This is a genomic window from Martinezella lusitana (genome assembly GCF_016901135.1).
Classification (GTDB): domain Bacteria; phylum Pseudomonadota; class Alphaproteobacteria; order Rhizobiales; family Rhizobiaceae; genus Rhizobium; species Rhizobium lusitanum_D.
This window is the reverse complement of record NZ_JAFEVL010000048.1, coordinates 611832-638117: the sequence shown is the minus strand read 5'-3', so window position 1 is coordinate 638117 and position 26286 is coordinate 611832. Positions and strand designations below refer to the sequence as shown.

The window sequence follows — 26286 nt, the reverse complement described above, 5'->3', positions numbered from 1 at the left end:
GTCAATGCCACGTCGAGGCTGCTCGCCCTGATGGGTCTTGACTGGCGACTAGGGATGACGGGAAGCGCGGCAATTGCCCATTTCGAAATGGTCGGCTGCCTATAAGAAAAAGCTATAGTGCCTGTCTCGGCAGATCGTTTTTGTGCCGTCGCCAATCGTCAAAAACTTATCGTTACCGCGCGGCATTCCGCTCGTCTGGCCGGCCGCGAGGCGTTATGTTGTCGTCCTTGTATGGAGAAGGAGATCGGTCGTGGATATCGCAGTCATCGGAGCCGGCGCGATGGGCAGCGCCATTGCGAGGCGTTTGGTCGAGAACGGCGCGAAGGTGCTGACCTATCTCGAAGGTCGTTCTGCGGCGACGGTCGATCGAGCGAAGTCTGTGGGCATGGACGTCGTCGGACTGGACAATATCGCCGGAGCCGGCCTCATCCTTTCCATCGTCCCGCCCGCCAATGCCGTCGACGTGGCCGAGCAGATCGCTACCGCCGTGCGTCGGCGCGGCACGAGGACGACGTTCATGGACTGCAACGCGATTTCGCCGCAGACGATGACGCAGGTCGCCGCGATCTTCGCCAGCGATTGCGGCGTGGTTCTTGATGGTTCCATTATCGGCGGCCCACCGAAGCCCGGCCAGAAGGGACCCAAGCTTTATGTCAGCGGAGATGCGGCCAACGACAGCGCCGTGCTGGCCGAACGCGGGCTTCAGGTGCGCCGCATCGATGGGCCGATCGGCGCCGCGTCGGCGCTGAAGATGTGCTATGCCGGAATCAACAAGGGCGTGACGGGCCTTGGGACAGCCATGCTGCTCGCCGCGATCCGCTCCGGAGCGGACGAGGCCCTGAAGCGCGAACTTCAGGAAAGCCTGCCGGATCTCGATGCGAAATTTGTGCAGGGCATTCCGGACATGTATCCGAAGGCCTATCGCTGGGTCGCGGAGATGGAGGAGATTTCGGATTTCCTCGGTAAAGACGATCCCGCCGCGCTGATATTCAAAGGCATGGCCGGTCTTTACCGCAAGATGGCGGATGATCGCGAAGATGGCGGGGTGTTGGCCGGGCAGCTCGACGAGCTTAATGGCGGCTGATCGAGCTACAAGTGGGGTGCTCTCCACCTGATGTCAGCGCTATCATGCAATGGAATCATGAGGCCGACTCGCCTAAGGCGGCGGTGACGTTGTTTGAGGGAGGAAGCATGACCCAGCCGATCAAGACCATCGTCGTTGCCGTTTCGCGCAATGGCATTATCGGGCGCGATGGCGCCATGCCCTGGCGACAGTCGTCCGATCTCAAGCGCTTCAAGGCGATGACCCTCGGCAAGCCCGTCATCATGGGACGCAAGACGTTCCAGTCGATCGGCAAGCCGCTGCCCGGCCGACCGAATGTCGTCATCACTCGCGACGCAAGCTTTTCGCCAGAAGGCGTAACGGTGGTGCATTCGCTCAGCGAAGCCATCGATGCCGCTGCCCGCCTTGCGATGGAGAGCGGCGTCGACGAGATCTGCATTCTGGGCGGCGGCGAGATCTATCGGCAGGCGATCGGTCTGGCAGACCGGTTGCTCATCACGCATGTCGAGGCGGAGGTGGATGGCGACACCTCCTTCCCGGCCATCGATCCCGCCCTTTGGCAGGTCGACAGCGAGCTTGCCGTGCCCGCCGGCGAGAAAGATACCTACCCGACGCGTTTCGTCAGTTATTTTAGGCGAAATGCATAAGGGCTGCCCCGAAAATTCAAATATTTTCCAGTTAATCCGCCGAACTTCCTGAAGTTGCGTTGAAAGCAGGTGCGTCGATACCTATAACGGGAAGCAATCGCTGCTGCCTGCTAATTTTGCGGGTTCGGCGCGGTGCTGGGAGTCAACAAACAAAGAGGTTTTGATGCCTTGGAGCAATCAGAATGGCGGCGGCGGTGGCCCATGGGGCGGCGGCGGCGGCGGTGGAAATAATCAGGGACCTTGGGGGCAAGGACCGAACCGGCCGCGGGGAAGCGGCAACGGAGGGCCTCCGGATCTCGAGGATATTATTCGCCGCGGCCAGGACCGGTTGAGGGGCTTTATCCCTGGTGGCTTTAATGCAGGTGTCTTCCTCATCATTGCAGCGGTTATCGGTGTTTTCTGGCTGATCCAGTGCATCTATACGGTGCAGCCTGACGAGCGTGGTGTGGAACTGCGTTTCGGCAAGCCGCGCGAGGAAGTCTCGATGCCCGGCCTGCATTTCCATTTCTGGCCGATGGATCGCGTTGAGTTCGTGAAGGTCACGGAACAGCAGCGCAATATAGGCGGTCGCTCGGCTGCCGGTTCGAATGCCGGCCTGATGCTGACGGGCGATCAGAATATCGTCAACGTCCAGTTCTCGGTTCTCTTTGTGGTAACCAATCCGCAATCCTATCTCTTCAATCTCGAAAGTCCCGACGAAACGCTGCAGCAGGTTGCCGAAAGCGCCATGCGCGAAATCGTCGGCCGCCGTCCCGCCCAGGACATCTATCGCGATAACCGCCAGGAAATCGCCGTTCAGGTGAGGGCCATCATCCAGGATACGCTGGACCGCTACGGCGCCGGCATCTCCATTACTGCCGTGCCGATCGAGGATGTAGCACCGCCGCGCGAAGTGGCGGATGCGTTCGAAGAAGTGCAGCGCGCCGAGCAGAACGAAGACCAGCAGGTTGAAGAAGCCAATCAGTACGCCAACCAGCAGCTAGGGCAGGCTCGTGGTCGCGCGGCTCAGATCCGCGAAGAAGCGGCTGCCTACAAGGATCGTGTCGTAAAGGAAGCTCAGGGTGAGGCGCAGCGCTTCATCTCGATCTACGACGAGTATATCAAGGCGCCGGAAGTCACCCGCAAGCGGCTGTTCCTTGAAACCATGGAGACCGTCATCGGCAATTCCAACAGTGTCATCATCGACGACAAGCAGGGCGTCGTGCCCTATCTGCCGCTGAACGACCTCGGCAAGCAGCCCGCGACGCAGGCGGGCAAGCCCGCCACTGCAGCTCAGCCGGAGGCCAAATAATGACGTCCAGCCGTTTGCCAACCATTCTCATCGCGCTCGCGGTGCTGCTGCTGCTCGTTTATTCGTCGGTGTTCGTGGTCAATGCCCGGGAGCAGGCAATCGTCCTGCGTTTCGGCCAGATCCGCGCAGTCAAGGCGGAGCCGGGGCTCTATTTCAAGCTGCCCTTCGCCTTCATGGATGCTGACCGCGTTCAATACATCCAGCTGCAGGAACTCCGTTTCGATCTGGACAATATCCGCGTCCAGGTGTCGGGCGGCAAGTTCTACGAGGTCGATGCTTTCGTCGTCTACAAGATCACCGATGCTCGCAAGTTCCGCGAGGCGGTGTCGGGCGATCGCGATGCGGCGGAATCCCGTCTCAGAACTCGCCTCGACGCCTCGCTGCGTCGTGTCTACGGTCTGCGCAACTTCGAAGCGGCATTGTCCAACGAACGCGCGTCGATGATGACAGAAGTGCGGGACGATCTGCGTCGCGATGCCGAGACGCTCGGTCTCAATATCGAGGATGTCCGCATCCGCCGCACGGACCTGTCTCAGGAAGTGTCGCAGAATACTTACGATCGTATGAAGGCCGAGCGTTTGGCGGAAGCCGAGCTCCTCCGCGCACGGGGTAACGAAGAAGGCCAGCGCCGCCGCGCGATCGCGGACCGTCAGGTCGTCGAGCTCCTCGCGGATGCGCAGAGGGATTCGGAGGTCTTGCGCGGTCAGGGTGAAGCCGAGCGCAACGGCATCTTCGCCGGTGCCTCATCGCGCGATCCGAATTTCTACGAATTCTATCGCACGATGGCCGCCTACAACAAGGCGTTCGTCTCAGGTGGCAAGACGCTGGTCCTGCCGCCGAACAAGTCGGACTTCTTCAAGTTCTTCGATAGTCCTAACGGCACTGCGCCCAATTCCGCCGCGCCGGCGCTGGCCAATCCGACGACGACTCCGGCGAACTGAGGCGTCAACCCGCTGAAATCGAAGGGCTGCCTCACGGCGGCCCTTTTCTTTAGCCGAAACCGTGTCACCTTCGCCATCAAGTCCCTGGTCGGATTGAGGTTCGGGGATTTCGCAAAAAGGTGATTTCACGCTTCATCATTCCGCCTTATGTTGATGCTTATTCAAGATTTCCCTTTATCGATGAGGATGCCTGATGGCCCCGACCATTCGCCTGCCTTTCAGACGTTCGTTCGCTTTGCTGGCCAGCATGGCGCTGATTGCCGGTCCCGTCGTGGGTGGTGCCGGACAGGCCCACGCGCAGACGCAGAATAGCGGCGCGGCTGCGGGTGCTCAGGCACCGGCAGCCACCGACAACCAGACGCCGCCTGCGGACACACCGACGATGACGATGAACCCGGCGATGAATGCCGGCCCTGCTTCGGTTGCAGATCTTGCTTCCGGTTTGCTCGATGCCGTCGTCAACATCTCCACTTCGCAGAAGGTGAAGGACGAGGGTGATGGTCCGGCGACGCCGAAGGTGCCGGACAATTCGCCTTTCCAGGATTTCTTCAACGATTTCTTCAAGAACAGGAATAATGACGACAGCAACCGCAAGGTGAGCTCGCTCGGCTCCGGCTTCGTCATCGATGCGGCCGGCTATATCGTCACCAACAACCACGTCATCGAAGGCGCCGATGATATCGAGGCGATCTTCCCGAACGGGACGAAGCTGAAGGCGAAGCTGATCGGAACCGATACGAAGACCGATCTTTCGCTCCTCAAGGTCGAGCCGAAGCACCCGCTGACGGCGGTGAAGTTCGGCGATTCCTCCAAGATGAGGATCGGTGACTGGGTGATGGCGATCGGCAATCCCTTCGGCCTGGGTGGATCCGTGACCATCGGCATCGTTTCCGCGCGCGGGCGAAACATCAATGCCGGTCCCTACGACAATTTCATCCAGACGGATGCGGCGATCAACAAGGGTAATTCCGGCGGTCCGCTCTTCAACATGAAGGGTGAGGTGATCGGCATCAACACGGCCATCATCTCCCCGAGCGGCGGCTCGATCGGCATCGGCTTTGCCGTGCCGTCGGAGCTGGCCGAGGGCGTCGTCAAGCAGCTCAGGGATTTCGGCGAAACCCGTCGCGGCTGGCTTGGCGTCCGTATTCAGCCGGTAACGGATGATGTCGCCAACAGTCTCGGTCTCGGCAGCGCGAAGGGCGCGCTCGTGGCCGGCGTCATCAAGGGCGGCCCCGTCGACAACGGCACCATCAAGGCAGGTGACGTCATCCTGAAATTCGACGGCAAGGATGTGGCTGAGATGCGCGACCTGCCGCGTGTCGTCGCCGAAAGCCCGGTCGGCAAGGAAGTCGATGTGATCATCTTCCGCGACGGCAAGGAACAGACCGTCAAGGTCACGCTTGGCCGACTGGAGAATAGCGATCAGGCGGCAGCGGCGACCACCGACAAGGACAAGCAGCCTCAGCTTGCGCCTGATGGCGACGCCAATCGCGACGGCGTCATCAATCCGGACGGGAGCGATGACGGCAATGATGATGGCATGGATGGACAGGACCAGGGTGACAACCAGCAGCAGTCGCCGCAGACTCAGCCGCCGGCCCAGGCAAACACAAATATACTCGGCATGAAGCTGGCGACGATGACGGCCGAGAACCGCAAGAGCTTCGGTATCGCCGATAGCGTCGATGGCGTCGTCATCACGGAAGTTGCGCCGGGTTCGGCTGCCGCCGAGAAGGGCCTGAAACCCGGGGATGTCGTCGTCGAAGTCGCGCAGGAATTCGTGCAGACGCCGAGTGCCGCATCGGAAAAGGTGGCCTCGCTGAAGCGTGAAGGCCGCCGCAACGCGCAGTTGATGATCGCGTCTCCAAGTGGCGACTTGCGCTTTATCGCTGTTGCTCTCGAATAGAGACGTCAGTTTTCCGTTTGCCCCGGCGACCGCCATTCGGCGGCACGCAGGCGGTAGACGACATGGCGCTTTAATTGCGGATGCGTGTCCGGAATCTGCGGGTGGTCGAAATCGATGGCCGGATCCGGATGCATGCCGATCCCTTGCATGACCGTCAGGGCACGACGGTTGTCGTGAACGGCGATCGACAGGATTTCATCAAGCTTCAGCGTCTCGAAGGCGTGGCGCAAGATTGCCAGGCCGGCTTCTGTGGCATAGCCATTGCGCCAGTGGCGCGCTGAAATCCGCCAGCCGATTTCCACCGCGTCCTTCGGAAGATGGGGCTCGAGCTGCGGCTTCGACAGCCCGCAAAGGCCGATCGCTTCGCCGCTCTGCTTCAAAGCCATCACGAGAAGATCGAAGCCGGGTTCCGGGACGATGCTCCGGACCATGGCGAAGACAGCATCGGCATCTGCTCGACTGCGGCGAAAGGGAAAGAACGCAAGCACTGCGGGATCGGAACTGAGTTCGTAGAACAGATCCCGATCCTCTTCCCGGCAGGGTCGCAGGATCAGCCGGGGCGTCTCGATGACGGTCATCGTCCGGCGCGCCATTCATCCACGGTCAGGCGATAAAGCACATGACGTTTCAGGTGTGGGTAGGTGTCAGGCACGTTGGGATGGTCGAAATCGCCACCGGCGACGCGATGCATGCCGATCCGCTCCATGACGGAGGTCGACCTGATGTTGTCGTGTACGGCAAAGGATACGATCTGGTCGAGACCGAGTTTTTCGAAACCGTGGGCGAGAAGCCCTCGTGCTGCCTCGCTGGCAAATCCCTTGCCCCAGAAGCGGACCGCCAGCCGCCAGCCGATTTCGACCGTGCCCTTGGCTATGTGGGGCTCCAGGTGATCGACACGCGCCAGCCCGCAAAAGCCGATCGTCTCGCCGGTCGATTTGTTCTCCAGGGCATAGAAGCCGAGGCCGGTTTCGGCGATCATCGAGTGAACGCGGTCGAAAAAGGCATCTGCTTCCGCGCGGTTGCGGCGGAAGGGAAAGAATTCCATGACGGCCTCGTCCGAATTGATCTCGAAGGCCAGATCGCGATCCGTCTCGCGCCAGTTGCGGATGATGAGGCGTTCGGTTTCGGTGATGATCATCGATGGCATCCGGTATCGGCGATTTCCGCCGGTCTTATGGTTTGATGAAGTCGGTCTTTCGATAGCCCTGAAGATAGAGCAGGGCGGTCAGATCGCCGTGGTCGATGCGCATTCGGGCTTGCGCTGAAACCGTCGGCTTGGCGTGGAGCGCGACGCCCGCGCCGGCGAGCTGCAGCATGCCGAGATCGTTGGCGCCGTCGCCGACGGCGAGCGCGTCATCCGTCGAAATTCCGAGCTTTTCGGCGATCTCGTTCAGCGCATCCACCTTGGCCTGCTTGCCGAGGATCGGTTCTTGGACAAGGCCCGTCAGAACGCCATTTTCCTCCAGCAGGATATTGGCGCGATCCTCGTCGAAGCCCAATGTCGCGCCGATGCGGTTCGTAAAGACGGTGAAGCCGCCGGAAACGAGGGCGGCGTAATAGCCCTTCGCTTTCATCGTGGCGATCAGCTCAGGGCCGCCCGGCGTCAGGGTGATGCGTTTTGCGATGACATCGTCGACCACGGAAAGCGGCAGGCCCTTCAGCAGAGCCACACGCTCGCGCAGGGCGGGCTCGAAGGCAATCTCGCCGTTCATGGCGCGGGCCGTGATGTCGGCGACCTTCTCCTTCAGACCGACTTCGGCCGCGAGCTCGTCGATGCATTCCTGGCCGATCATGGTCGAATCCATGTCGGCGATTAGCAATTTCTTGCGACGCATTTCGGCTTCCTGGATCACCAGGTCGATCGGCGCGCCGCCGATGACGGCGAGAATGCCGGCTTCCGCCGCCTGCAGGTCGGCATCATCACGCAGCGCGATATCGCAGGCGATGCCGTCGGCCAACCAATAGAGCCCTGAAGCCCCGACGGCGTCCGCCGCCTGTTCGGCGATGGCCGGAGCAAGAACGGGATTTGACGGATTGGCAATAAGCGTGGCAACGAAGGCCATGAGCAGAAACCTTGTGAGCGATATCGACGCGATCCTGATAACCGGGCCGACCGCCAGCGGCAAGTCCGCACTGGCCATTGAATTGGCGCGTGCGCATGGCGGCGTGGTCATCAACGCCGACAGCATGCAGGTTTACGATACGTTGCGCGTGCTGACCGCTCGGCCTTCGCAGGCGGATATGGAGGGCATTCCGCATCATCTCTATGGTCATGTGCCGGCGGCGCAAGCCTATTCCACCGGGGTCTGGCTGCGCGAAGCCGCCGCATTGGTGGAGCGGTTGCGCAAGGAGGGGAGAATGCCTGTTTTCGTTGGCGGAACAGGGCTTTACTTCAAGGCGTTGACAGGCGGTCTTTCCGACATGCCTGAGGTTCCTGTCGAGATTCGAAGCCGTCTGCGGGAACGGTTCCTGGCGGAGGGAGCCGAGGCGCTGCATCGCGAGCTTGCCGACCGCGACAGTGCCGTTGCTGAAACTCTCAATCCTCAGGACGGCCAGCGCATCGTTCGCGCCCTGGAGGTGATCGAAGCGACTGGCCGATCCATCGCCGCCTTTCAGGGGAAGACCGGGCCAGTTGTGATCGATCCTGATCGCGCCCGGAAGATCGTGGTGCTGCCCGACCGCGCCTTGCTGCATGAGCGCATCAACAGCCGTTTCGAAAAGATGCTGGCGATGGGTGCTGCGGACGAAGTGCAGGCTCTGCTGGCGTTGGAATTGTCGCCGGAGATGCCGGTCATGAAGGCGATCGGTGTGTCGCAGATTGCAGCGATGCTAAGAGGTGAGATGACGCGAGAGGACGTTCTCGAAACCGGAGCGGCAGCCACGCGGCAATATGCCAAGCGGCAAATGACGTGGTTTCGCAATCAGATGGACGAAAGCTGGGAGCGCATCAGCCAGCCATAGGCTGACCGATCAATCCTTGTCGTAAAGGCTGCTCAGCGGCTTCTTCAGGATACTGTCACGCAGCGAAAGGCCGGGCTCCCGCCGCAGGGGCGGAGCGGGGTCTCTCGTCGGCATCGCGCGAGCGCCAGCCGTGTCGTCGCCACGGATTTCGCGGCGCAGTTCCGCGAGCTTGCTGTCGATCGATGTCTGCATGGAGGCAGCCGTCTGCGGCACAGCGTCGGCGCGCGGCAGCATGTCCGGGCGATAGGGTTCGATCGATGGCGCGGTTGCCTCCATCGGACGCCTTGCGGGTTGCTCGACAGGGGCATCGCCAAGATCGTTCCCGATGTCCGGCATAACTTCACTCGCGGCATTGTAGCTCTGCTGCAGGGCGGAAATATCGGGAGTGGAGATCGAGCGCATGCGACTGACAATGGTCCGCAAGTCGACGGTGTCAGGCGATTCCTCGCTAGCTTTCGCCACGCTGCCATGGGCTTTCGGCAGCAGATCCTCTGCCACGCGAGAAAAACGCATGCGCATCGGCACGGCAATGGCTTCGCCGAAGGCGATGGCTTCGCCGTTGCCTATGGATGACAGAAAACTCGTCGTCGATACGGAGGAGTTCGGTATGGCAGAACGGATGATTTCCTGGTCGCGATCATTGGCAAGGCGCATGGCGAACAGGGTCGAGCATTGCGACAGGATCGTCTGGTCGAGTTCGCCCGGACGCTGGGTGATGATGCCAAGCGAAACGCCGTATTTGCGTCCCTCCTTGGCGATGCGGGAAATGGCCTGCCGGGTGGGCAGGAAGCCGAGTGTCGGATCGGCGGGGATATAGCGATGCGCTTCCTCGCAGACGACGAGCATATGGATCGCGCCATCGCTCCAGAGCGTCAGCTCGAACGCCATGCGGCATAGGACTGACGCGACGGAGTTGACGACTTCCGAAGGAATTCCGGCGAGCTGGAAGGTGCAAATCGGCTTACCATCGCCCGGAATGCGAAAGATCTCGGCAATGGTCTCCATGATCGTATCGGTGATCGTGTTGTTGGAGAACATGAAATTATAGCGCGGATCGTTGATTGCCGAGATGACGCGCATTTTCAGCGAGCGCAGGTGCGGCTTTTCCTGGCGGCCCTCCAGCCGTCCGATGCGTTCGTCGATCAGCGCCAGCAGGTCGGCCATGCGATAGGGAACCGGCGTATCCGCCGTCACCGATGCTTTTTCCGACTGGCGGCGCATCAAGGTTGAATCGCTGCCGCGAAAGGCTCGTTTCGCCTCCGGAATGAGATCGCGCAGCGCATCTAGCTCTTCCGGCACTGCCGGACGGCCGCGGAAGACGACTTCGCTGAATTCCTCGAGCCGCATCAGCCAGAAGGGCAGGTCGAGCGTCTCGGTATCGATGACGACGGAGTGCTTCGGAAAGGCGGCGGCGAATTCATTGTGCGGGTCGAGGATCAGCACGCGCAGCTTCGGATCGGCGCCGATCGCCTTGTGCAGCAGAAGTGAAACGGCGGTCGATTTGCCGACGCCGGTGGAGCCGACCACGGCGAAATGTTTCGACAGCATCGACGGGATGTGGATGGCGGCATCGATGCTTTCGTCCTGCGTCAGCTTGCCGATGACGCAGCTGCTGTCCTTGCCGGCATCGAAGATGCGCATGAGGTCGCTGGCGCGGATGCGATGCGCGATGGCGCCGAGATAAGGATAAGCGGAAATGCCGCTTGAGAATTCCTCGCGGCCATCGGGTTCGACACGGACCTCGCCTAGCAGCTCCACTTCGATACGGAAGAGGTTGTCCTGTTCTTCGCCCCAGCCGATGTTACTGGTATTCATGGCGTAGACCATGGCCGCGACGCGATTGGTCCCGACGCTGATGGAGATCAGCTTGCCGACCGACCAAAGTTCCGTGAGATCGGTGCCGCCGTCCTCGGCGACGGCGGCAATGGTCGCCCTGGAGCCGTTGCACGCAACGACGCGACCGAGAAAGCGATTTCCTGGCTTCAGTTTATCGCGGCGATCTAAATCTCCAGCCTTGCCGGACGTCTGCAGATCATTATTGAGCAAACGGCTACCTCAAGCGTTAGATTGCGGAGCATAGGGTCGGCGGCTTAACAAAATCCTGTCGGCAAGCCGCGCTTTTTACTTGGATAGGGAGAGGGCGCGATTTTTTATTGCTTGACGCGTTGACGCTTCGAAATTTTCTGTCTATCACTCGACCCCATGAAAATTTCGATGGCTCTTATCGTGGTGGGAATGCGCATGGGCAGGATGGTGTAACCATCCGGCGACAGCCACCCATGCGCTAGACAACAGGCTCCCCAAGGAGCCTTTTTTTATGCCCGAAATCGAGATTTCATCTTTCCAAACCTCCAGCAGATAGCGGAACAAACGTATGACCGGCACAGATAATCAGGCGAGCGACAATCGAATGACAGGCGCGGAGATCGTGTTGCGGGCGCTCAAGGACAATGGCGTCGAACACATCTTCGGTTATCCGGGCGGCGCTGTGCTTCCGATCTACGACGAGATTTTCCAGCAGGACGATATCCAACACATTCTCGTACGCCACGAGCAGGGCGCCGGTCATGCGGCCGAAGGCTATGCCCGCTCGACCGGCAAGGTCGGCGTCATGCTGGTCACTTCCGGTCCTGGTGCCACGAATGCGGTCACGCCGCTGCAGGATGCGCTGATGGACTCGATCCCGCTGGTCTGCCTGACCGGTCAGGTTCCGACCTCGTTGATCGGCTCCGACGCTTTCCAGGAATGCGACACGGTCGGCATCACCAGGCCTTGCACCAAGCACAACTGGCTGGTCAAGGACGTCAACCAGCTCGCAGCCGTCATTCACGAAGCCTTCCGTATCGCGCAATCAGGCCGTCCAGGCCCGGTCGTCGTCGACATTCCGAAGGATGTCCAGTTTGCTACCGGCACCTACACGCCGCCGGAAGCGCATGATGTCCAGAAGAGCTATCAGCCCAAGGTTCAGGGCGATCTGAACAAGATCAACCAAGCCATCGAACTGATGAAGAATGCGCGTCAGCCGATCATCTATTCCGGCGGCGGCGTCGTTAATTCCGGCCCCGAAGCATGCAAGCTGCTGCGGGAGCTGGTCGACTTGACCGGCTTCCCGATCACGTCGACCCTGATGGGCCTTGGCGCCTATCCGGCATCCGGCAAGAGCTGGCTCGGCATGCTGGGCATGCACGGTTCTTATGAGGCGAACATGGCGATGCATGATTGCGACGTCATGGTCTGTATCGGCGCACGCTTCGACGACCGCATTACCGGCCGCCTGAACGCTTTCTCGCCGAATTCGAAGAAGATCCATATCGATATCGATCCATCCTCGATCAACAAGAATGTTCGCGTCGATGTCGGCATTCTCGGCGATGTCGGCAATGTTCTCGAAGACATGGTCCGGCTGTGGCGGGCACTGCCGCAGAAGCCGGCAGCGGATCGTCTTGGCGACTGGTGGGGAAACATCGCTCGCTGGCGCGCGCGCAATTCCTTCGCCTACAAGCCGAGCGACGATGTCATCATGCCGCAATATGCCATTCAGCGCCTCTATGAGCTGACCAAGCATCGCGATACCTACATCACGACCGAAGTCGGCCAGCATCAGATGTGGGCGGCGCAGTTCTATGGCTTCGAAGAGCCGAACCGCTGGATGACCTCGGGCGGCCTCGGCACCATGGGCTATGGCCTGCCGGCAGCGCTCGGCGTGCAGATCGCCCATCCGGAGAGCCTGGTCATCGATATTGCCGGCGACGCCTCGATCCAGATGTGCATTCAGGAAATGTCGGCGGCGATCCAGCACAATGCGCCGATCAAGATCTTCATCCTGAACAACCAGTACATGGGTATGGTACGCCAGTGGCAGCAGCTGCTGCACGGCAACCGCCTGTCGAATTCCTATACGGAAGCGATGCCCGATTTCGTCAAGCTGGCCGATGCCTATGGCGCGGTCGGCCTGCGTTGCGAAAAGCCCGGCGATCTCGATGCGATGATTCAAGAGATGATCGACGTCGACAAGCCGGTCATTTTCGATTGCCGCGTTGCCAATCTCGCCAACTGCTTCCCGATGATCCCCTCGGGCAAGGCGCATAACGAGATGCTGTTGCCGGACGAAGCCACCGACGAAGCCGTCGCCAACGCCATCGACGCCAAGGGCCGTCAGCTGGTCTGATCGAATGGCCGGGGCGCGGCAGAAGCCGCGTCCGGACCGTCGAGCTTACCAATGTCGCGCTGGCATACCGAACAAGAACCGAGGAAACGGAACAAGGACAATGAACGCACACCTTCAACCCACAGGCTCCGCCTACTTCATCTCGCCAGAAACGGCGGCGGCGGAGAGCCACACGCTCTCGGTGCTTGTTGATAACGAGCCCGGCGTGCTTGCCCGCGTCATCGGCCTTTTCTCCGGCCGCGGCTACAACATCGAAAGCCTTACGGTTTCGGAGACCGAGCATCAGGCGCATCTGTCGCGGATCACTGTGGTAACGCGTGGCACGCCGCAGGTGCTGGAGCAGATCAAGGCGCAGTTGGAACGCATCGTTCCGGTTCATCGCGTCGTCGATCTCACCGTGCGCGCCCGCGAACTCGGCCAGGAACGGCCGATCGAGCGCGAAGTCGCGCTGCTGAAGGTGACCGGAAGCGGGGAGATGCGTGCCGAAACATTGCGGCTGGCCGATGCGTTCCATGCCAAGGTGGTGGACGCGACCGTCGAGCACTTCATTCTCGAGATCACCGGCAAGTCGTCGAAGATCGACCAGTTTATCGCCATCATCAAGCCGCTTGGTCTCATCGAGGTATGCCGTACCGGCATCGCGGCGATGAATCGCGGCCCGCAGGGTATGTGATACCTATCCGTCGTTGACCGGTTTGCGGGCGTCGCCTAGCCTTTGCGACGCTCGGGCCAGATCGATGGCCGCATTTGCAGCGGGGTAAAAGGGTGGCATTCGTCGTCGGGGAAATTTTGCCTGATCTCGGCGAGAAGCATTGGCATCCGCCGGCCGGCATGCGCCTCGGCGCTAGCTTCTTCGTGCGCAACGACTTCCCTTGGCTCGGCCACTATTTCGGTTCGCAGAAGCTCGCATCCACCTTGTCGCCCGGCATAGGCGGCATCGTTTCCTGGGGTGGTCGCGTGCCGGCCAAGACGGCGGCAGCGATTGCCCGCTTCCGACGACTGCCACATTGGCATCTGGAGGATGGCTTTCTCCGTTCCGTCGGCCTCGGCAAGGCCGGCGCGGTCCCGCTTTCCATCGTCATTGACGATCTTGGCCTGCCAGTCGATGCAAGCAGGCCGTCGCGGCTCGAGCGTCTGATAGAGGGCGCCGGCGAGGCAGGCGATCTCGGCCGGGCGATTCGAGAGCAGATCGTTCTCAACAGGCTCTCGAAGTACAATCACCTGCCGCATCGGTCGCCCCAAATCGAGCGAACAAGCAAACGCCGTATCCTTTTGGTCGATCAGGTCGTCGGCGACGTCTCGGTCGGCCGGGCGCTCGGTTCGCAGGCCTCCTTTGAGCGGATGCTTGCCGATGGATTGGCAAGCGGCGTGCAATGCCTGATCCGTACCCATCCCGATGTCATGGCCGGACTGCGTAAGGGATATCTTACGTCTGACGCCGCCGCGAGGGGTGGGGCGGTCATGATAGACGATGCCGTCTCGGTGGCGTCGATCCTGGAGGTCGTCGACGAGGTCTGGACGGTTTCGAGCCAGTTCGGTTTCGATGCACTGCTGCGCGGCCTTCCGGTCCGCTCCTATGCTGCGCCCTTCTATGCCGGCTGGGGTGTGACGCAGGATCATTTCGGCGTCTATACGAAAGCGGCGCTGGCAGGCAGGCGCACGAAGCTGCGAACCGTCGACCAGATTGCCGCTGCCGCCTTTTCGCTTTATCCGATCTATCGCGATCCGGCGGACTGGCGAGAGATCGACGTCTTCCAAGCTATCGAGCTGATTGTCGCGCAGCAGAAGGCGGTGGTCTGAGCCTACAGCATTTCCAATGACTTCTTTCGCGATGGCGGTGGAAACGCGGCATCGAGGACGGCCCAATCCTCGTCGGTAATGTCGAGGTCTATGGAGCCCCGATTTTCCTCGATGCGCTGCGGGTTTGAGGATTTCGGAATAGCCATCACGCCGTCGCGCTCCAGCAGAAAGGCAAGCGCGATCTGGGCAGGGGTGGCCTGATAGGTCTTGGCGATGCGGATCAGATCCGGATGGTGGGTCAGCCGGCCCTGTTCGATAGGGGAATAGGCCATGATCGGGATGCTGCGCTCCTGGCACCAGGGCAGCAGATCATATTCGATGCCCCGTCGCGCAAGATTGTAGAGTACCTGATTGGCGGCAACATTGCCGCCGTTCGGCACCGCAAGTAGCTCGTCCATATCGGCAACGTCGAAATTCGACACGCCCCAGGCCTCGATCTTGCCGGCCGCCTTCAGGCTTTCGAAGGCTTCTACTGTCTCAGCAAGCGGATAATTTCCGCGCCAATGCAGCAGATAAAGATCGATGCGATCCGTATTCAGGCGTTTCAGGCTGCGCTCGCAGGCTTCGACAGCACCTCTGAGGCTTGCATTGGCCGGATAGACCTTGCTGACCAGGAAAACCTCGTCGCGCCGCCCCTCGATCGCCTTGCCGACGATCTCCTCCGAGCCGCCATCGGCATACATTTCGGCGGTATCGATCAACGTCATGCCAAGATCCAGTCCGATTTTCAGGCTGGCGATCTCATCCCGGGCGTGGGCGGCATTGTCTCCCATGTTCCATGTCCCCTGACCGAGTGCTGGAACCGCAATGCCGGAGGGTAGGGTGACAGTAGGAATCGGGTCTCGCATGGTATGTCCTCGCTTCAGAGAGCGGAAGGATAGTTGCATCCCGCCGGATTTCAATCGACACGGCTGATGTCACCGTGACAATCGCATTATGGCTTTCGGATTGCGCGCGAATTAGTGTCAGGCCAGACATGCGTCACCATACTCGGCGCGCATGACAAGAATCACGAGAAAAATTTTGGATGCCGTCCTTTGTCACAATACGGTGTCCGGGGGAGGCTTTATGGCGCTGGATACATTTCTGGCTCTTCTTCTGTTCGCGTTCACGACCTCGATCACGCCTGGGCCGAACAACATGATGCTGTTTACATCGGGCGTGAATTTCGGCTTCCGGCGCACCATCCCGCATATGCTCGGGATCGGCGTCGGCTTTTTCGTGCTGCTGATTGCTGTGGGGTTGGGACTGGGCGCGCTTCTGCACACGGTGCCGCTGCTCTATACCGCGCTGAAATTCGCCGGCGGGGCTTATCTCGTCTGGATTGCCTGGAAGATCGGCACGTCGCGCAGCCTCAGCGAGAGGGAAAGCGGTGCCCAACCGATGAGCTTCATGAGCGCCGCCGCCTTTCAATGGGTCAATCCCAAGGCGTGGGTGATGGCCGTCACCGCAATGGCGACCTATACCAATGAGCAGCTTTATCTCTTCAGCGTGCTGCTGGTCGGCCTCGCTTTCGCCGCGGTCAACGTGCCGAGCGTTTCGACCTGGGCCGGTTTCGGCTCGGCGCTGCGCGACTGGCTGTCCGATCCGGTTCGCCTCAAATGGTTTAACATAACGATGGCGGTGCTGCTGGTGCTCAGTCTCTGGCCGATGTTAAAATAGGCCGGCAAAGACAGGAGACAGTCATGTCCCACGGGCATTCGCATGATGACGACCACCATCACCATGATCACGACAACAGCTATTCCGATATGCAGGCGCGCGTGAAAGCGCTGGAAACGCTGCTGACGGAAAAGGGCCTGATCGATCCGGCGGCGATCGATCGCATCGTTGAAACCTATGAGACGAAGATCGGGCCGCGCAACGGGGCGCAGGTGGTGGCAAAAGCCTGGGCCGATCCCGCCTTTGCCGACTGGCTGCGGCGCGACACTACGGCAGCGATTGCGAGCCTCGGATTTACCGGCCGTCAGGGCGAGCATATGCGCGCGGTTTTCAATACGCCGGATACGCACAATCTGGTCGTCTGCACGCTTTGCTCCTGCTACCCATGGTCCGTGCTCGGACTACCGCCTGTCTGGTACAAGGCGCCGGCCTATCGTTCGCGCGCGGTGATTGATCCGCGTGGTGTGCTGGCTGAATTCGGCCTGACGCTGCCGCAGGAAACGAAAATCCGTGTCTGGGATTCGACGGCGGAGCTGCGCTATCTGGTCATCCCGCAGCGGCCCGCCGGCTCCGAAGGCCTGGACGAGGCTGTATTGGCCGATTTCGTCAGCCGCGATGCCATGATCGGAACGGCGGTCGCCAGATCTCCGGAGGCGGCGATATGAACGGGCCGCATGATCTCGGCGGGCAAATGGGGTTTGGCCCGGTTGCGCCGGAACCGAATGAGCCATATTTCCATGCCGAGTGGGAAAAGCGGGCGCTCGGCATCACATTGTCCTGCGGTGCCTTCGGAGCCTGGACTATCGACGAAAGCCGGCATGCGCGCGAGAACATTCCGACAGCCGATTACCTTGCCGCCAGCTACTATGAGATCTGGACCCGCGCCATCGACGTGCTCCTGGAGCGGCACGGCTTCGCAACAGCCGAGGAGTTGCAAACCGGCCATTCTCTCCAGCAGGGCGCGGTGCCGAAGCGGGTTCTGACGGCTGGCATGGTTGATGCGGTCCTCGACAAGGGCGGCCCTTGCGATCGGCCTGTTGATACCGCACCGCTCTTTGCCGTCGGCGATCGCGTGCGCACGAGGAATTTCAATCCGACCGGCCACACAAGGTTGCCGCGTTATGCTCGCGCCAAGGCTGGCGTGGTCGAAGCCGTGCAGGGCTCCTTCGTGTTTCCCGATGACAATGCCCATGGCCGGGGCGAGAATCCGCAATGGGTCTATACCGTTGTCTTCGACGCGCTGGAGATCTGGGGCGAGGGCGCCGATCCCTCGCTGACGGTCTCCATCGATGCCTGGGAGAGCTATCTTGAGCGCCTGTGAGATCGCCCCGCCACTGGCGCAATCGCCTGACATGCCGAGGTCTGATGATGGCGAGCCGGTTTTTCCTGAGCCCTGGGCTGCCGAGGCCTTCGCCATGACTGTGCATCTGCATGAGAAAGGCCTGTTTGCTTGGAGCGAATGGGCGGAACGGCTTTCGGCCGAGCTGCATAAGCCGGGTCGCGCACCAGACGGCAGCGATTATTTTGATTGCTGGGTGGCGGCTCTCTCCGGCCTGCTGGTGGCGAAAGGCGTCGCGGATGTGGATGTGATCGTCGACTTGCAGAGAAGCTGGCAGCGGGCGGCGGAGGCAACGCCGCACGGCAAGCCGATCGTTCTGGAAAACGATCCGCAGCGCTAAAGCAACTCCAGGAAAAGTGCGCAGCGGTTTTCCGTCCGGAATTGCGTAAAAACAACTGCCTAGGACGAGAACTGCTTGTAGCACTCGTCGGCAACCTGCTGAAGCATCTCGCGGGAGATTTCGCCGGTCACGGTGTAGCCGAGACTGCCGTCAATCCAGTAGAAGGTCTCGACGTCACCGTTGCTGGCGAAACGGAAGCTGGTCGTGGTGTTTTCGGTATTGTGCCCGACGAGCACGGTCAGGCGTTGGCCGGCGGCATTTTGATACATGAACATGGCTCCCGGCGTGCCGTTGATCGGCAAGAGCCTGCCGCCGACCAGCTGGAAGCCAAGCATTTGCAGGCTCGGCACCTTGAGGCCGGCGACATTCATGCGCTTGCCGAGCCATGTGGCGAGATGCGCTTCCTGATCCGCGCCGACTTCGACGGGATGGCGCACCTCGCTGGCATAGACGATGAAGGCCGAATGCGCCTGCTGCGGCCATGCTTCCATGGCGGTCAATTGCAATTCGGGTCTCCCAAACAGATCCGGACCGAAATGGCCTGCCGCAGCGCCGGCAAGGAAAAGAGCCAGCGAGGCTGCAAGAGCCGTCAACCGGCGAAACCGATGCTGCACTGCCCCGTCTTTCGGCGGAGTTTCCTTGGTTTTTGCGATCAGGTCCCGATCGCCTTCCTTCGAGGTTGCATAGGGTGCGAACAAGGCCTTGATGCCATCGTTCTGGGTCTGCCATACGGCGACGGTAGCGGCGTCTTCGGGATTTTCCGCAAGCCATGCCTCCAGCTGCGCGTGTCTCTCTGGCGGCATCAGGCCATCGGCAAAGGCGTGGAGATCCGCTTCGGTCACGGTCAGGTTGCGTTCGGTCATTTTGGTCTCCGAAGCGTAACGACATTGTCGGCGCTCAATAGGCTGGTCATCTTCTGGCGCGCGCGCGACAGACGCGACATGACGGTGCCGATCGGGATATCCAGCATGTCGGCAACATCCTGATAGCTGTAGCCTTCAACGACGACGAGCATCAGTACCGCGCGATAGTCCTCGGCCAGGCTGTTCAAGGCCGCTTCCAGCTGCGACCGTTGCAGCGGGTCGTTGTCCGTCTCGGTCGCAGGCAAATGGCTGTTGTCGTCGATGTCGACGAAGCTGCGGTTGGCCTGTTGGCGCAATCCGTTGCGATAGAGATTGGTCATGATGGTGAGAACCCAGCCGCGCAGGTTCAGCCCGCGCCATTGGCCGCGCCGCACCAGCACCTTTTCCACGCAGTCCTGAAGCAGGTCCTCGCCGTCGGCGTCGGAGCGGGTGAGGCTGCGCGAATAGCGTCGCAGCGAGGGGAGGAGCGCCAGCACCTCCGCCTCGAAACTATCGGGCGCGGGAGGCGTTGCCGCCGCGCCCTTTCCGCTCCCGTCAGGGCTTCGCGACATCCCATACGCCCTTAACGCCGTCGCCGGCGACGTCGCCGGACTTTGCATCCTTGACGAAGAAATAGAGCGGCATGCCGTCCTTTGCCCATTGTTTCTTCCCGTCCTTACGGGTGATGATGGAATATGCACCTTCCGCCTTGGCTTTGCCATCGGCCATGAGCGGCGGCCAGGCTTTCGCGCAATCGCCGTTGCAATTGGACTCGCCCGACTTGTCGTTCTTGAAGGTGTAAAGCGTCATGCCGTTTTCGCCGGCAAGAACCTTGCCCTTGGCGCTTTCGACTGTCTTCACCGGTGCCGCGGCGAAGGCGGCTGTGGCAAGGGCCGATGCCGCGGCGAGCGCAGCCAGGAATGTCACGGTCTTCATGATATCTCTCCTCGGGTGATGGACGCGTGTTCGTCCAGGCCTCGCATTCTGCGCTGCCGGATGTGAGACACGCTCCGCCCCGATTTTATTCCCGCCCGCCAGGTGTTTTTTACGGCTTGCTTCCTGATGCCGAATCCTGCCAAGTCGCCCCATGCAACTCGCGCCGCAACAAGACGAAGCGCTCAAGGCCGTGGCCAAATGGCTGAAGGAGGGGCGCTCACCGCTGTTTCGCCTGTTCGGCTATGCCGGCACGGGCAAGACGACGCTTGCGCGGCATTTTGCCGAGAATGTCGACGGCGAGGTTCTGTTTGCGGCCTTTACCGGCAAGGCGGCGCAGGTGCTGCGCTCGCGCGGGGCAAGCAACGCCAAAACAATCCATTCGCTGATCTATCGTCCGCGCGGTGAAGAAGCCGTCGAGGACGAGGAAACCGGCAAGACCTCTATCGCGCCAATGTTCACCATCAACCGGCAAAGCCCGGTCGCCAAGGCGGCGCTGATCATCGTCGACGAATGCTCGATGGTGGACGAGGCGCTCGGCAAGGATCTGATGAGCTTTGGCACGCCGATCCTCGTGCTCGGCGATCCCGGTCAGTTGCCGCCAATCTCGGGCGGCGGCTTCTTCACCAATGAGGAGCCGGATTATCTGCTGACGGACATTCACCGTCAGGCCCGCGACAATCCGATCATCCAGCTCGCCATGCATGTGCGCGAGGGCAAGGAGATCATGCATGGCGACTACGGTACCGCGCAGGTGATTTCGAAGAACGAGGTTACGCAGCCTTTGGTGATGGAAGCGGATCAAGTGCTTGTTGGCACCAACCGCACCCGCAAACGCTACAATCAGCGTCTGCGCGAACTCAAGGGCTTTACGGCCGAGTATCCGCAATCCGGCGACAAGCTCGTCTGCCTGCGCAACGACCCCGCCAAGGGCCTGCTCAACGGCTCGCTCTGGCAGGTCATGACCTCATCCAGGGAAACGACGAAACCGGGTATCAATCTTTTGGTGCGCCCGGAAGACGACGACATGGACAGGGGTGCGGCGAAGATCAAGCTGCTCAAGCAGGCCTTCGAGGATGTCGAGGGCGAGATCCCGTGGTCGACCCGCAAACGCTACGACGAGTTCGACTACGGCTATGCGCTGACGGTGCACAAGGCGCAGGGCTCGCAATGGAACAATGTCGTGTTGTTCGACGAGAGCTGGGCGTTCCGCGACACGCGTGAGCGGTGGCTCTATACGGCCATCACCCGCGCCGCCGAGACGCTGACCATCGTCCGGTAGAACTCCATTTTTGTCGTGCAAATCCTGATAAATACTGCTTTTTGCTAAGGCGTCACTGATCGGTGACGGACCGCCGAGCGCCTCATCAATCTTTTGCATGGGTCGATGTTCGAATCTCGTTGGTCTTGCTGTCCGCAATGGCATAAAACGGCGGTATTATCCTCTTCGAAAATCAGGGATTTCGATCATGCCTGCCAAGCTTTCCGTGAACCTCAACGCCATAGCCATGCTGCGCAACCGGCGTGACCTTCCCTGGCCGAGCGTCACGGGGCTCGGCCGTATCGCGCTTGCTGCCGGCGCCAGCGGTCTCACGGTGCATCCGCGGCCCGATCAGCGGCATGTTCGCTTCTCCGACCTGCCAGAGATCCGGGCACTGATCGATGACGAATTTCCGGAGGCGGAGTTCAATATCGAGGGCTATCCGAGCGACGAATTCTTCGATCTTTGCGCATCCGCCGAACCGGAACAGGTGACGCTGGTGCCCGATGATCCCTCGCAGGCAACGTCGGACCACGGCTGGGATTTCTATAAGAACCGCGATCTGCTGGTCGATGTGGTTGCCCAATACAAGAAGATCGGCTGCCGGGTTTCATTGTTCGCCGATGGCGACGGCGATGCCGAAGCCGTCAAGATCGCCAGGGAGGTCGGTGCCGACCGCATCGAGCTTTACACCGGTCCCTACGGCGGCTGCTACGATGCGCCGGAACGGGCCGCCGTCATTCTCGAGGCTCTCGGAAAGACGGCCGATGCCGCGCTGGCCAACGGTCTTGCGGTCAACGCCGGTCACGATCTGACGGTCGCCAACCTGCCTGCGCTCCTGAAGCGCATTCCGGCACTCGCCGAAACCTCCATCGGACATGGATTGACGGCCGATGCGCTGGAATACGGCATGGCTGAAACGGTACGGCGGTTCCGCCGGGCTTGCGGGCAAGCGGTTTGAGGGGAAGGGTTTGGGATTGGTCAGGTGAGGGCGCCGCTGACGCGCTTTAGTGCCCGGCCCCTCATCCTAGCCTTCTCCCCGCATTGCGGGGAGAAGGGACGACGGAGCAGACCTGCAGGCCCCTACCACTCGGCTAAGGTTTGCGCATAAGGCGTGAAAACTCCCTCGCCCCGCATGGCGGGGAAAGGGGCCAGGCACATAGGTGCCGCAAAGATAACCTTGCCTGACGCCGCAAAAACTCAGCCCAGCAATGCGGCCTTGTGTTCCTCGATGAAGCTGCGCAGCGTCTGCGGCTCCTTGCCGGTCAGCTTGTTGAAGTCATGCGTGAGGATGTCGAATTTGCCGGCGCGGGTGTTGGCGTCGGCGGAGACGAGCATGTCGACCACGAATTTCGGCAGGCCGGCACCGGTCAGGCCGGCGGCGAATTGTTCGTCATTGACCTGCACGACTTCCAGCGGGCGGCCGGTGATCTTGCTGACCACGGATGCTACATCTTCGATCGTCAGGGATGTCGAGCCGGTCAGCGTATAAGTCGCGTTCTCAGTCGTGTCGGAGGCAAGTGCTGCGGCGATGGCGAGCGCGCAATCTTCACGGCTGATATTGCTGGTGCGGCCGCCGCCGGTCGCGGTGTACCACTTGCCGACTTCCAGGCTGTGCGGAAGGCCCATCAGATAGTTGTCGAAATACCAGGCGTCGCGCAGGATCGTATAGCCGAGGCCGCTCGCCTTGATCGCGTTTTCGGTGCCGAGATGGTCGGGCGCGAAGCTGACGAGCGAACCGTCCGGTGCCGGCATGGAGGTGTAGAGGATATGCTTCACGCCGGCTTTCTTGGCGGCTTCGACGGCAGCTGTGTGCTGCTTCAGGCGCAGGCCGGGAACGGCGAGTGCGTCGGTGCTGATGATGAGCAAGCGGTCGACACCGGCGAAGGCGGCGACAAGGGTGGCGGCATCGTCGAAATCGGCCTTGCGGGTGACGACGCCCTTGGCGGCGAGCTCGGCAAGCTTCTCGGGGCTGCGCGTAGCAGCGATGATGCGGCCAGGCGCTACCTTGTATGTCTCCAGCAGGTGATGAATGACGCGCTGGCCGAGCTGGCCGGCGGCACCGGTAACGAGAAGAGTGCTGCTCATGTCTTTATCCTTGTTTGACCGCCGCGTATTGCAAGGGTCCGGGTTGCTCTCAAAAAGAGACTAGCTCTAGAATAGGAATTGACTTCTAGATGTAAAGGAGGCAGTTTTTCGGCTCCAAGTTACCAAAAGGGAACCGGCATGAGCGCCAGCACCGTCGTCAATTTACGCAGCATAGATCCGCCGCTGCGCGACGTCGACCTTAGCAATCTCGATTTCAGCAATTGTCCGGTGCGCGATCTGATCTCGCAGATCGGCGGCAAATGGTCGGTGCTGCTGCTCGAAACATTGGCAAAGCGGCCTTATCGCTTCGGCGAACTGCGCCGTCTGGTGCCCGATATTTCCCAGCGCATGTTGACGCAGACGCTGCGCGACCTGCAGCGCGACGGCTATGTCGACCGTGAGGTTTTTCCCACCAAACCGCCGAGCGTCGAATACAGCATGACCGATCTCGGCCGTTCGCTATACGAGCCGTTGGCACAGCTTTTGAACTGGGCAGAGGCCAATCATGAGGCCGTGCGTGCAGCGCGCGCCCGTTTCGATCAATCGCCGGACTGAGCCTTGCAGTGAAGCCTTTGAAGATCGCCATTGTCGGCGCCGGGCCTGCCGGCCTTGCCGCCTCCCTCTTTCTCACCCGCGCCGGTCATACGACCGACATCATCGAACGCTTCGCCAGCCCGGCGCCGGTCGGCTCGGCGCTGATGCTGCAGCCGACCGGATTGACCGTGCTTGAATCGCTCGGGCTCGGCCCGGCCATCCACGCGGCCGGCAACCGCATCGATCGTTTGTTCGGCACGGAAACCAGCTATGGCCGCACCGTTCTCGACGTGCGCTACAACGCGCTGCCGGGCGGACGCTATGGGCTCGGCGTCCATCGCGCGGCCCTATTCGACACGCTTTATGATGAAGTCGCCGCTCGGAGACATCCGATCTTCACAGGGCAGAGGATCGTCGGCGTGACGGAGGAAGGTGATCGCAACTATCTCTCTGTTGAGGGTGGCGAGCGTCTCGGACCATACGATCTTGTCATTGATGCGAGCGGCGCGCGGTCGGAACTGGTGGCAGCCTCGCCGGTGGCGCCATGGACCCGTAATCTTGCCTACGGCGCCTTCTGGGCGACGCTCGATTGTCCGGATGGGCTCGTGGATCACGCAGCGCTGACGCAGCGTTACGACAAGGCGAGCGTGATGATCGGCGTTTTGCCGATCGGCAGCAGAAAGCCTGGTATGCCGAAGCAGGCGGCCTTGTTCTGGAGCTTGAAGGTCGCCGATGCCGACGAGGTGTGCAGGCGCGGGCTCGAAGCCTGGAAGCAAACAATTCGTGGCTACTGGCCTGAATGCGAGGCGTTGTTGGAGCAGGTGAGCGATTGGGAGCAATTGACGCTGGCGCGCTATGCGCATCGCACGGTGAAGGTGCCCTATAGCGGGCGGACGGTCTTCGTCGGCGATGCGGCTCATTCCACCAGCCCGCAGCTCGGGCAGGGCGCCAATATGGCGCTGCTCGATGTGGCGGCGCTGGCACATGCGCTTGCGAGCCATGAGACTATCGAGACAGCTCTGTCCGCCTATGCCCGGGCGCGGCGGATGCATGTGCGGCTGTTCCAGCTGCTGTCGCTGGCATTCACGCCCTTTTACCAATCGGACTCGGCCGCCTTGGCCTGGGTCCGGGATCGGCTTGTCGCCACGATCGCCAAGGTGCCGCCTGCGCCGCAGATCCTGGCGGCGATCGTTTCCGGCACTCTGGTCGATCCTTTTGCGGCCGCCGGTCTCAGCGAATGCGACTGGCTGCGGGCTTCTGTTCCGCAGCCGTCCTGATCACTTTTCCCGCTCGGTCAGGAAGGCGAGGAGCGCAATCACCGGGAAGGCGATGCCGAACCATGAGGCGAGGTTCCAGCCGCCGGCGGCATAGGCCCAGCCGCCGAGCGCCGAACCGATGGCGCCGCCGGCAAAGAAGGTGGCCATGTAGAGGCCGTTCAAGCGGCTGCGATGTTCGGCGCTCAGCGCGTAGATGGCGCGTTGGCCGAGCACAAGATTGGTCTGCACGCCGAAATCGAGCATGATGCCGGAGAGCGTCAGCGTGATTAGCGCCAGCAGCGAGCCGCCGCCTGAGACATGGCCGATAAAGAAGGCGACGATGGCGAGCACCATGGCGAAGGCGGTGGCAAGCTTCGTCCAGCCGCGATCGGCGACCCGGCCGGCAATCGGCGAGGCAACTGCGCCTGCAGCGCCGGCAAGCGCGAAGAGGGCAATGCCGTTCTGCGTCAGGCCGAAAGCGGGGCTCGCCAGCAAGAGCGGCGTCGTCGTCCAGAACAGGCTGAAGGCGCCGAACATGCAGGCCTGATAGAGCGCGCGCCGCTGCAACACTGGCGTATGCAGGGCAAGGTGACCCATGGAGGAGAGCAGCTGACCGTAATGCAGCCTGGTATGCGGTACGCGGGTCGGCAGCACGACGCGCAGGATGACGGCCAGACCGATCATGATGGCAGCCGAGATGATATAGACTGCGTGCCACGAAAGGAGTTCGGACAGGAAGCTTGCTGCCGGGCGAGCCAGCATGATGCCGCACAGCAGGCCGCTCATGACGTTACCGACGACCGCGCCGCGGCTGGCATCCGGCGCCATATGGGCTGCGAACGGCACCAGGACCTGCACGGCGACAGATGCGAGGCCGATACAGAGCGAGGCCAGCAGGAACAGCGACGGCGACCAGGCGAAGGCGGCGCCGACAAGTGCAATCGCCGCAAGCGCGACCAGCGTCAGCACCAGCTTGCGGTTCTCCAGAAGATCGCCGAGCGGCACGATCAGCAGCAGGCCGAGACCATAGCCGATCTGGGTCAGGGTCACGATCAGGCCGGTTGCCGCCGGAGAGAAGCCGAGCGACTGGCTGATGGGACCGGCGAGTGGCTGACCGTAATAAAGATTTGCAGCCACCAGCCCGCAAGCGGCGGCGAACATGAAGGTCATCAGCGGCGAAATGGTCTTCTCAGGGAGCGGCATGCTCTTGGTCCTGGCGGCAGCGGTTGCAGTCATGGCTCTATTCCTTGATGG

General features: G+C 61.3%; 27 protein-coding genes. 17 read left to right on the top strand and 10 right to left on the bottom strand.

Annotated features, from left to right (window positions below):
* Window positions 1-250: 250 nt before the first annotated feature.
* The 5 genes from JTP94_RS23900 to JTP94_RS23880 all read left to right on the top strand — a co-directional run bounded on the left by JTP94_RS23900 (window position 251) and on the right by JTP94_RS23880 (window position 5848).
* Window positions 251-1084, top strand: a complete 834-nt coding sequence (locus JTP94_RS23900; RefSeq protein WP_204852898.1) for an NAD(P)-dependent oxidoreductase — start codon at window positions 251-253, stop codon at window positions 1082-1084.
* A 107-nt stretch (window positions 1085-1191) separates the two neighbouring features.
* Window positions 1192-1710, top strand: a complete 519-nt coding sequence (locus tag JTP94_RS23895) for a dihydrofolate reductase (RefSeq protein WP_204852897.1) — start codon at window positions 1192-1194, stop codon at window positions 1708-1710.
* Window positions 1711-1873: 163 nt separating this feature from the next.
* Entirely contained in the window at window positions 1874-3001 is a 1128-nt protein-coding gene (gene hflK / locus JTP94_RS23890; protein WP_204852896.1) for an FtsH protease activity modulator HflK, read from the top strand.
* Window positions 3001-3942 carry a protease modulator HflC gene (gene hflC / locus JTP94_RS23885; RefSeq protein WP_204852895.1) on the top strand — a complete coding sequence of 314 codons (942 nt, stop codon included), beginning with the start codon at window positions 3001-3003 and terminating at the stop codon, window positions 3940-3942. Before hflK ends, hflC begins: the two co-directional genes overlap by 1 nt.
* Window positions 3943-4135: 193 nt before the next feature.
* Window positions 4136-5848: a DegQ family serine endoprotease gene (locus JTP94_RS23880; protein WP_204852894.1), complete on the top strand. Its 1713-nt coding sequence runs from the start codon at window positions 4136-4138 to the stop codon at window positions 5846-5848.
* Window positions 5849-5853: 5 nt separating this feature from the next.
* Here JTP94_RS23880 and JTP94_RS23875 read toward each other — a convergent pair whose 3' ends face one another.
* Genes JTP94_RS23875 through serB form a run of 3 tightly spaced genes read right to left on the bottom strand, consistent with a single transcriptional unit; the run spans window position 5854 to window position 7911 of the window.
* Window positions 5854-6426 carry a GNAT family N-acetyltransferase gene (locus JTP94_RS23875; protein WP_204852893.1) on the bottom strand — a complete coding sequence of 191 codons (573 nt, stop codon included), beginning with the start codon at window positions 6424-6426 and terminating at the stop codon, window positions 5854-5856.
* Window positions 6423-6986 (bottom strand): GNAT family N-acetyltransferase, encoded by a 564-nt coding sequence (locus JTP94_RS23870; protein WP_204852892.1) that lies wholly within the window; start codon window positions 6984-6986, stop codon window positions 6423-6425. Before JTP94_RS23870 ends, JTP94_RS23875 begins: the two co-directional genes overlap by 4 nt.
* Before the next feature lie 34 nt (window positions 6987-7020).
* Window positions 7021-7911 carry a phosphoserine phosphatase SerB gene (gene serB, locus JTP94_RS23865; protein WP_204852891.1) on the bottom strand — a complete coding sequence of 297 codons (891 nt, stop codon included), beginning with the start codon at window positions 7909-7911 and terminating at the stop codon, window positions 7021-7023.
* On the opposite strand from serB, the gene miaA reads away from it, so the two are divergent.
* Complete coding sequence (gene miaA / locus JTP94_RS23860) at window positions 7910-8809, top strand: tRNA (adenosine(37)-N6)-dimethylallyltransferase MiaA (RefSeq protein WP_204852890.1); 900 nt, start codon at window positions 7910-7912, stop codon at window positions 8807-8809. The two genes, serB and miaA, sit on opposite strands and share 2 nt — an antisense overlap.
* A gap of 9 nt (window positions 8810-8818) precedes the next feature.
* Here miaA and JTP94_RS23855 read toward each other — a convergent pair whose 3' ends face one another.
* Complete coding sequence (locus JTP94_RS23855) at window positions 8819-10855, bottom strand: ATP-binding protein (protein ID WP_204852889.1); 2037 nt, start codon at window positions 10853-10855, stop codon at window positions 8819-8821.
* A gap of 328 nt (window positions 10856-11183) precedes the next feature.
* Here JTP94_RS23855 and JTP94_RS23850 point away from each other — a divergent pair, with 328 nt between their 5' ends.
* The 3 genes from JTP94_RS23850 to JTP94_RS23840 all read left to right on the top strand — a co-directional run bounded on the left by JTP94_RS23850 (window position 11184) and on the right by JTP94_RS23840 (window position 14777).
* A complete protein-coding gene (locus JTP94_RS23850) occupies window positions 11184-12977 on the top strand; it encodes an acetolactate synthase 3 large subunit (protein ID WP_204852888.1) in 1794 nt (597 codons plus the stop codon).
* A 100-nt stretch (window positions 12978-13077) separates the two neighbouring features.
* On the top strand, window positions 13078-13650 hold the full coding sequence (ilvN, locus tag JTP94_RS23845) for an acetolactate synthase small subunit (RefSeq protein ID WP_034477086.1): 573 nt from the start codon (window positions 13078-13080) through the stop codon (window positions 13648-13650).
* A 92-nt stretch (window positions 13651-13742) separates the two neighbouring features.
* Complete coding sequence (locus JTP94_RS23840; RefSeq protein ID WP_204852887.1) at window positions 13743-14777, top strand: capsular biosynthesis protein; 1035 nt, start codon at window positions 13743-13745, stop codon at window positions 14775-14777.
* 2 nt (window positions 14778-14779) lie between these two features.
* Here JTP94_RS23840 and JTP94_RS23835 read toward each other — a convergent pair whose 3' ends face one another.
* Window positions 14780-15625 carry an aldo/keto reductase gene (locus JTP94_RS23835; protein ID WP_204852886.1) on the bottom strand — a complete coding sequence of 282 codons (846 nt, stop codon included), beginning with the start codon at window positions 15623-15625 and terminating at the stop codon, window positions 14780-14782.
* Between the two features lie 220 nt (window positions 15626-15845).
* Between JTP94_RS23835 and JTP94_RS23830 the strand changes: the two genes are divergently transcribed.
* Genes JTP94_RS23830 through JTP94_RS23815 form a run of 4 tightly spaced genes read left to right on the top strand, consistent with a single transcriptional unit; the run spans window position 15846 to window position 18118 of the window.
* On the top strand, window positions 15846-16439 hold the full coding sequence (locus JTP94_RS23830) for a LysE family translocator (protein WP_047639863.1): 594 nt from the start codon (window positions 15846-15848) through the stop codon (window positions 16437-16439).
* Window positions 16440-16462: 23 nt separating this feature from the next.
* Entirely contained in the window at window positions 16463-17104 is a 642-nt protein-coding gene (gene nthA / locus JTP94_RS23825; protein ID WP_204852885.1) for a nitrile hydratase subunit alpha, read from the top strand.
* Window positions 17101-17760, top strand: a complete 660-nt coding sequence (gene nthB, locus JTP94_RS23820; RefSeq protein WP_204852884.1) for a nitrile hydratase subunit beta — start codon at window positions 17101-17103, stop codon at window positions 17758-17760. Before nthA ends, nthB begins: the two co-directional genes overlap by 4 nt.
* On the top strand, window positions 17747-18118 hold the full coding sequence (locus JTP94_RS23815; RefSeq protein WP_204852883.1) for a nitrile hydratase accessory protein: 372 nt from the start codon (window positions 17747-17749) through the stop codon (window positions 18116-18118). The genes nthB and JTP94_RS23815 overlap by 14 nt, the downstream gene beginning before the upstream one ends.
* A 59-nt stretch (window positions 18119-18177) precedes the next feature.
* On the opposite strand, the gene JTP94_RS23810 is transcribed toward JTP94_RS23815, so the two are convergent.
* The 3 genes from JTP94_RS23810 to JTP94_RS23800 are packed head-to-tail and all read right to left on the bottom strand — an operon-like array spanning window position 18178 to window position 19896.
* Window positions 18178-18981 carry an anti-sigma factor gene (locus tag JTP94_RS23810; RefSeq protein WP_204852882.1) on the bottom strand — a complete coding sequence of 268 codons (804 nt, stop codon included), beginning with the start codon at window positions 18979-18981 and terminating at the stop codon, window positions 18178-18180.
* A complete protein-coding gene (locus JTP94_RS23805) occupies window positions 18978-19532 on the bottom strand; it encodes an RNA polymerase sigma factor (protein ID WP_204852881.1) in 555 nt (184 codons plus the stop codon). The genes JTP94_RS23810 and JTP94_RS23805 overlap by 4 nt, the downstream gene beginning before the upstream one ends.
* Window positions 19516-19896, bottom strand: a complete 381-nt coding sequence (locus JTP94_RS23800; RefSeq protein ID WP_204852880.1) for a hypothetical protein — start codon at window positions 19894-19896, stop codon at window positions 19516-19518. Before JTP94_RS23800 ends, JTP94_RS23805 begins: the two co-directional genes overlap by 17 nt.
* A 151-nt stretch (window positions 19897-20047) precedes the next feature.
* Between JTP94_RS23800 and JTP94_RS23795 the strand changes: the two genes are divergently transcribed.
* Both JTP94_RS23795 and JTP94_RS23790 read left to right on the top strand, forming a co-directional pair.
* Window positions 20048-21175 carry an ATP-dependent RecD-like DNA helicase gene (locus JTP94_RS23795; protein ID WP_204852879.1) on the top strand — a complete coding sequence of 376 codons (1128 nt, stop codon included), beginning with the start codon at window positions 20048-20050 and terminating at the stop codon, window positions 21173-21175.
* Between the two features lie 187 nt (window positions 21176-21362).
* On the top strand, window positions 21363-22115 hold the full coding sequence (locus JTP94_RS23790; protein WP_204852878.1) for a pyridoxine 5'-phosphate synthase: 753 nt from the start codon (window positions 21363-21365) through the stop codon (window positions 22113-22115).
* A gap of 239 nt (window positions 22116-22354) precedes the next feature.
* Here the strand turns inward: JTP94_RS23790 and JTP94_RS23785 are convergent, their stop codons facing one another.
* A complete protein-coding gene (locus JTP94_RS23785) occupies window positions 22355-23242 on the bottom strand; it encodes an SDR family oxidoreductase (RefSeq protein WP_204852877.1) in 888 nt (295 codons plus the stop codon).
* Between the two features lie 138 nt (window positions 23243-23380).
* On the opposite strand from JTP94_RS23785, the gene JTP94_RS23780 reads away from it, so the two are divergent.
* Both JTP94_RS23780 and JTP94_RS23775 read left to right on the top strand, forming a co-directional pair.
* Window positions 23381-23797: a helix-turn-helix domain-containing protein gene (locus JTP94_RS23780; RefSeq protein WP_204852876.1), complete on the top strand. Its 417-nt coding sequence runs from the start codon at window positions 23381-23383 to the stop codon at window positions 23795-23797.
* A gap of 8 nt (window positions 23798-23805) precedes the next feature.
* Window positions 23806-25053: an NAD(P)/FAD-dependent oxidoreductase gene (locus JTP94_RS23775; RefSeq protein ID WP_204852875.1), complete on the top strand. Its 1248-nt coding sequence runs from the start codon at window positions 23806-23808 to the stop codon at window positions 25051-25053.
* On the opposite strand, the gene JTP94_RS23770 is transcribed toward JTP94_RS23775, so the two are convergent.
* Window positions 25054-26268, bottom strand: coding sequence for an MFS transporter (locus JTP94_RS23770; protein WP_204852874.1), 1215 nt, complete (start codon window positions 26266-26268; stop codon window positions 25054-25056).
* Window positions 26269-26286: the final 18 nt, after the last annotated feature.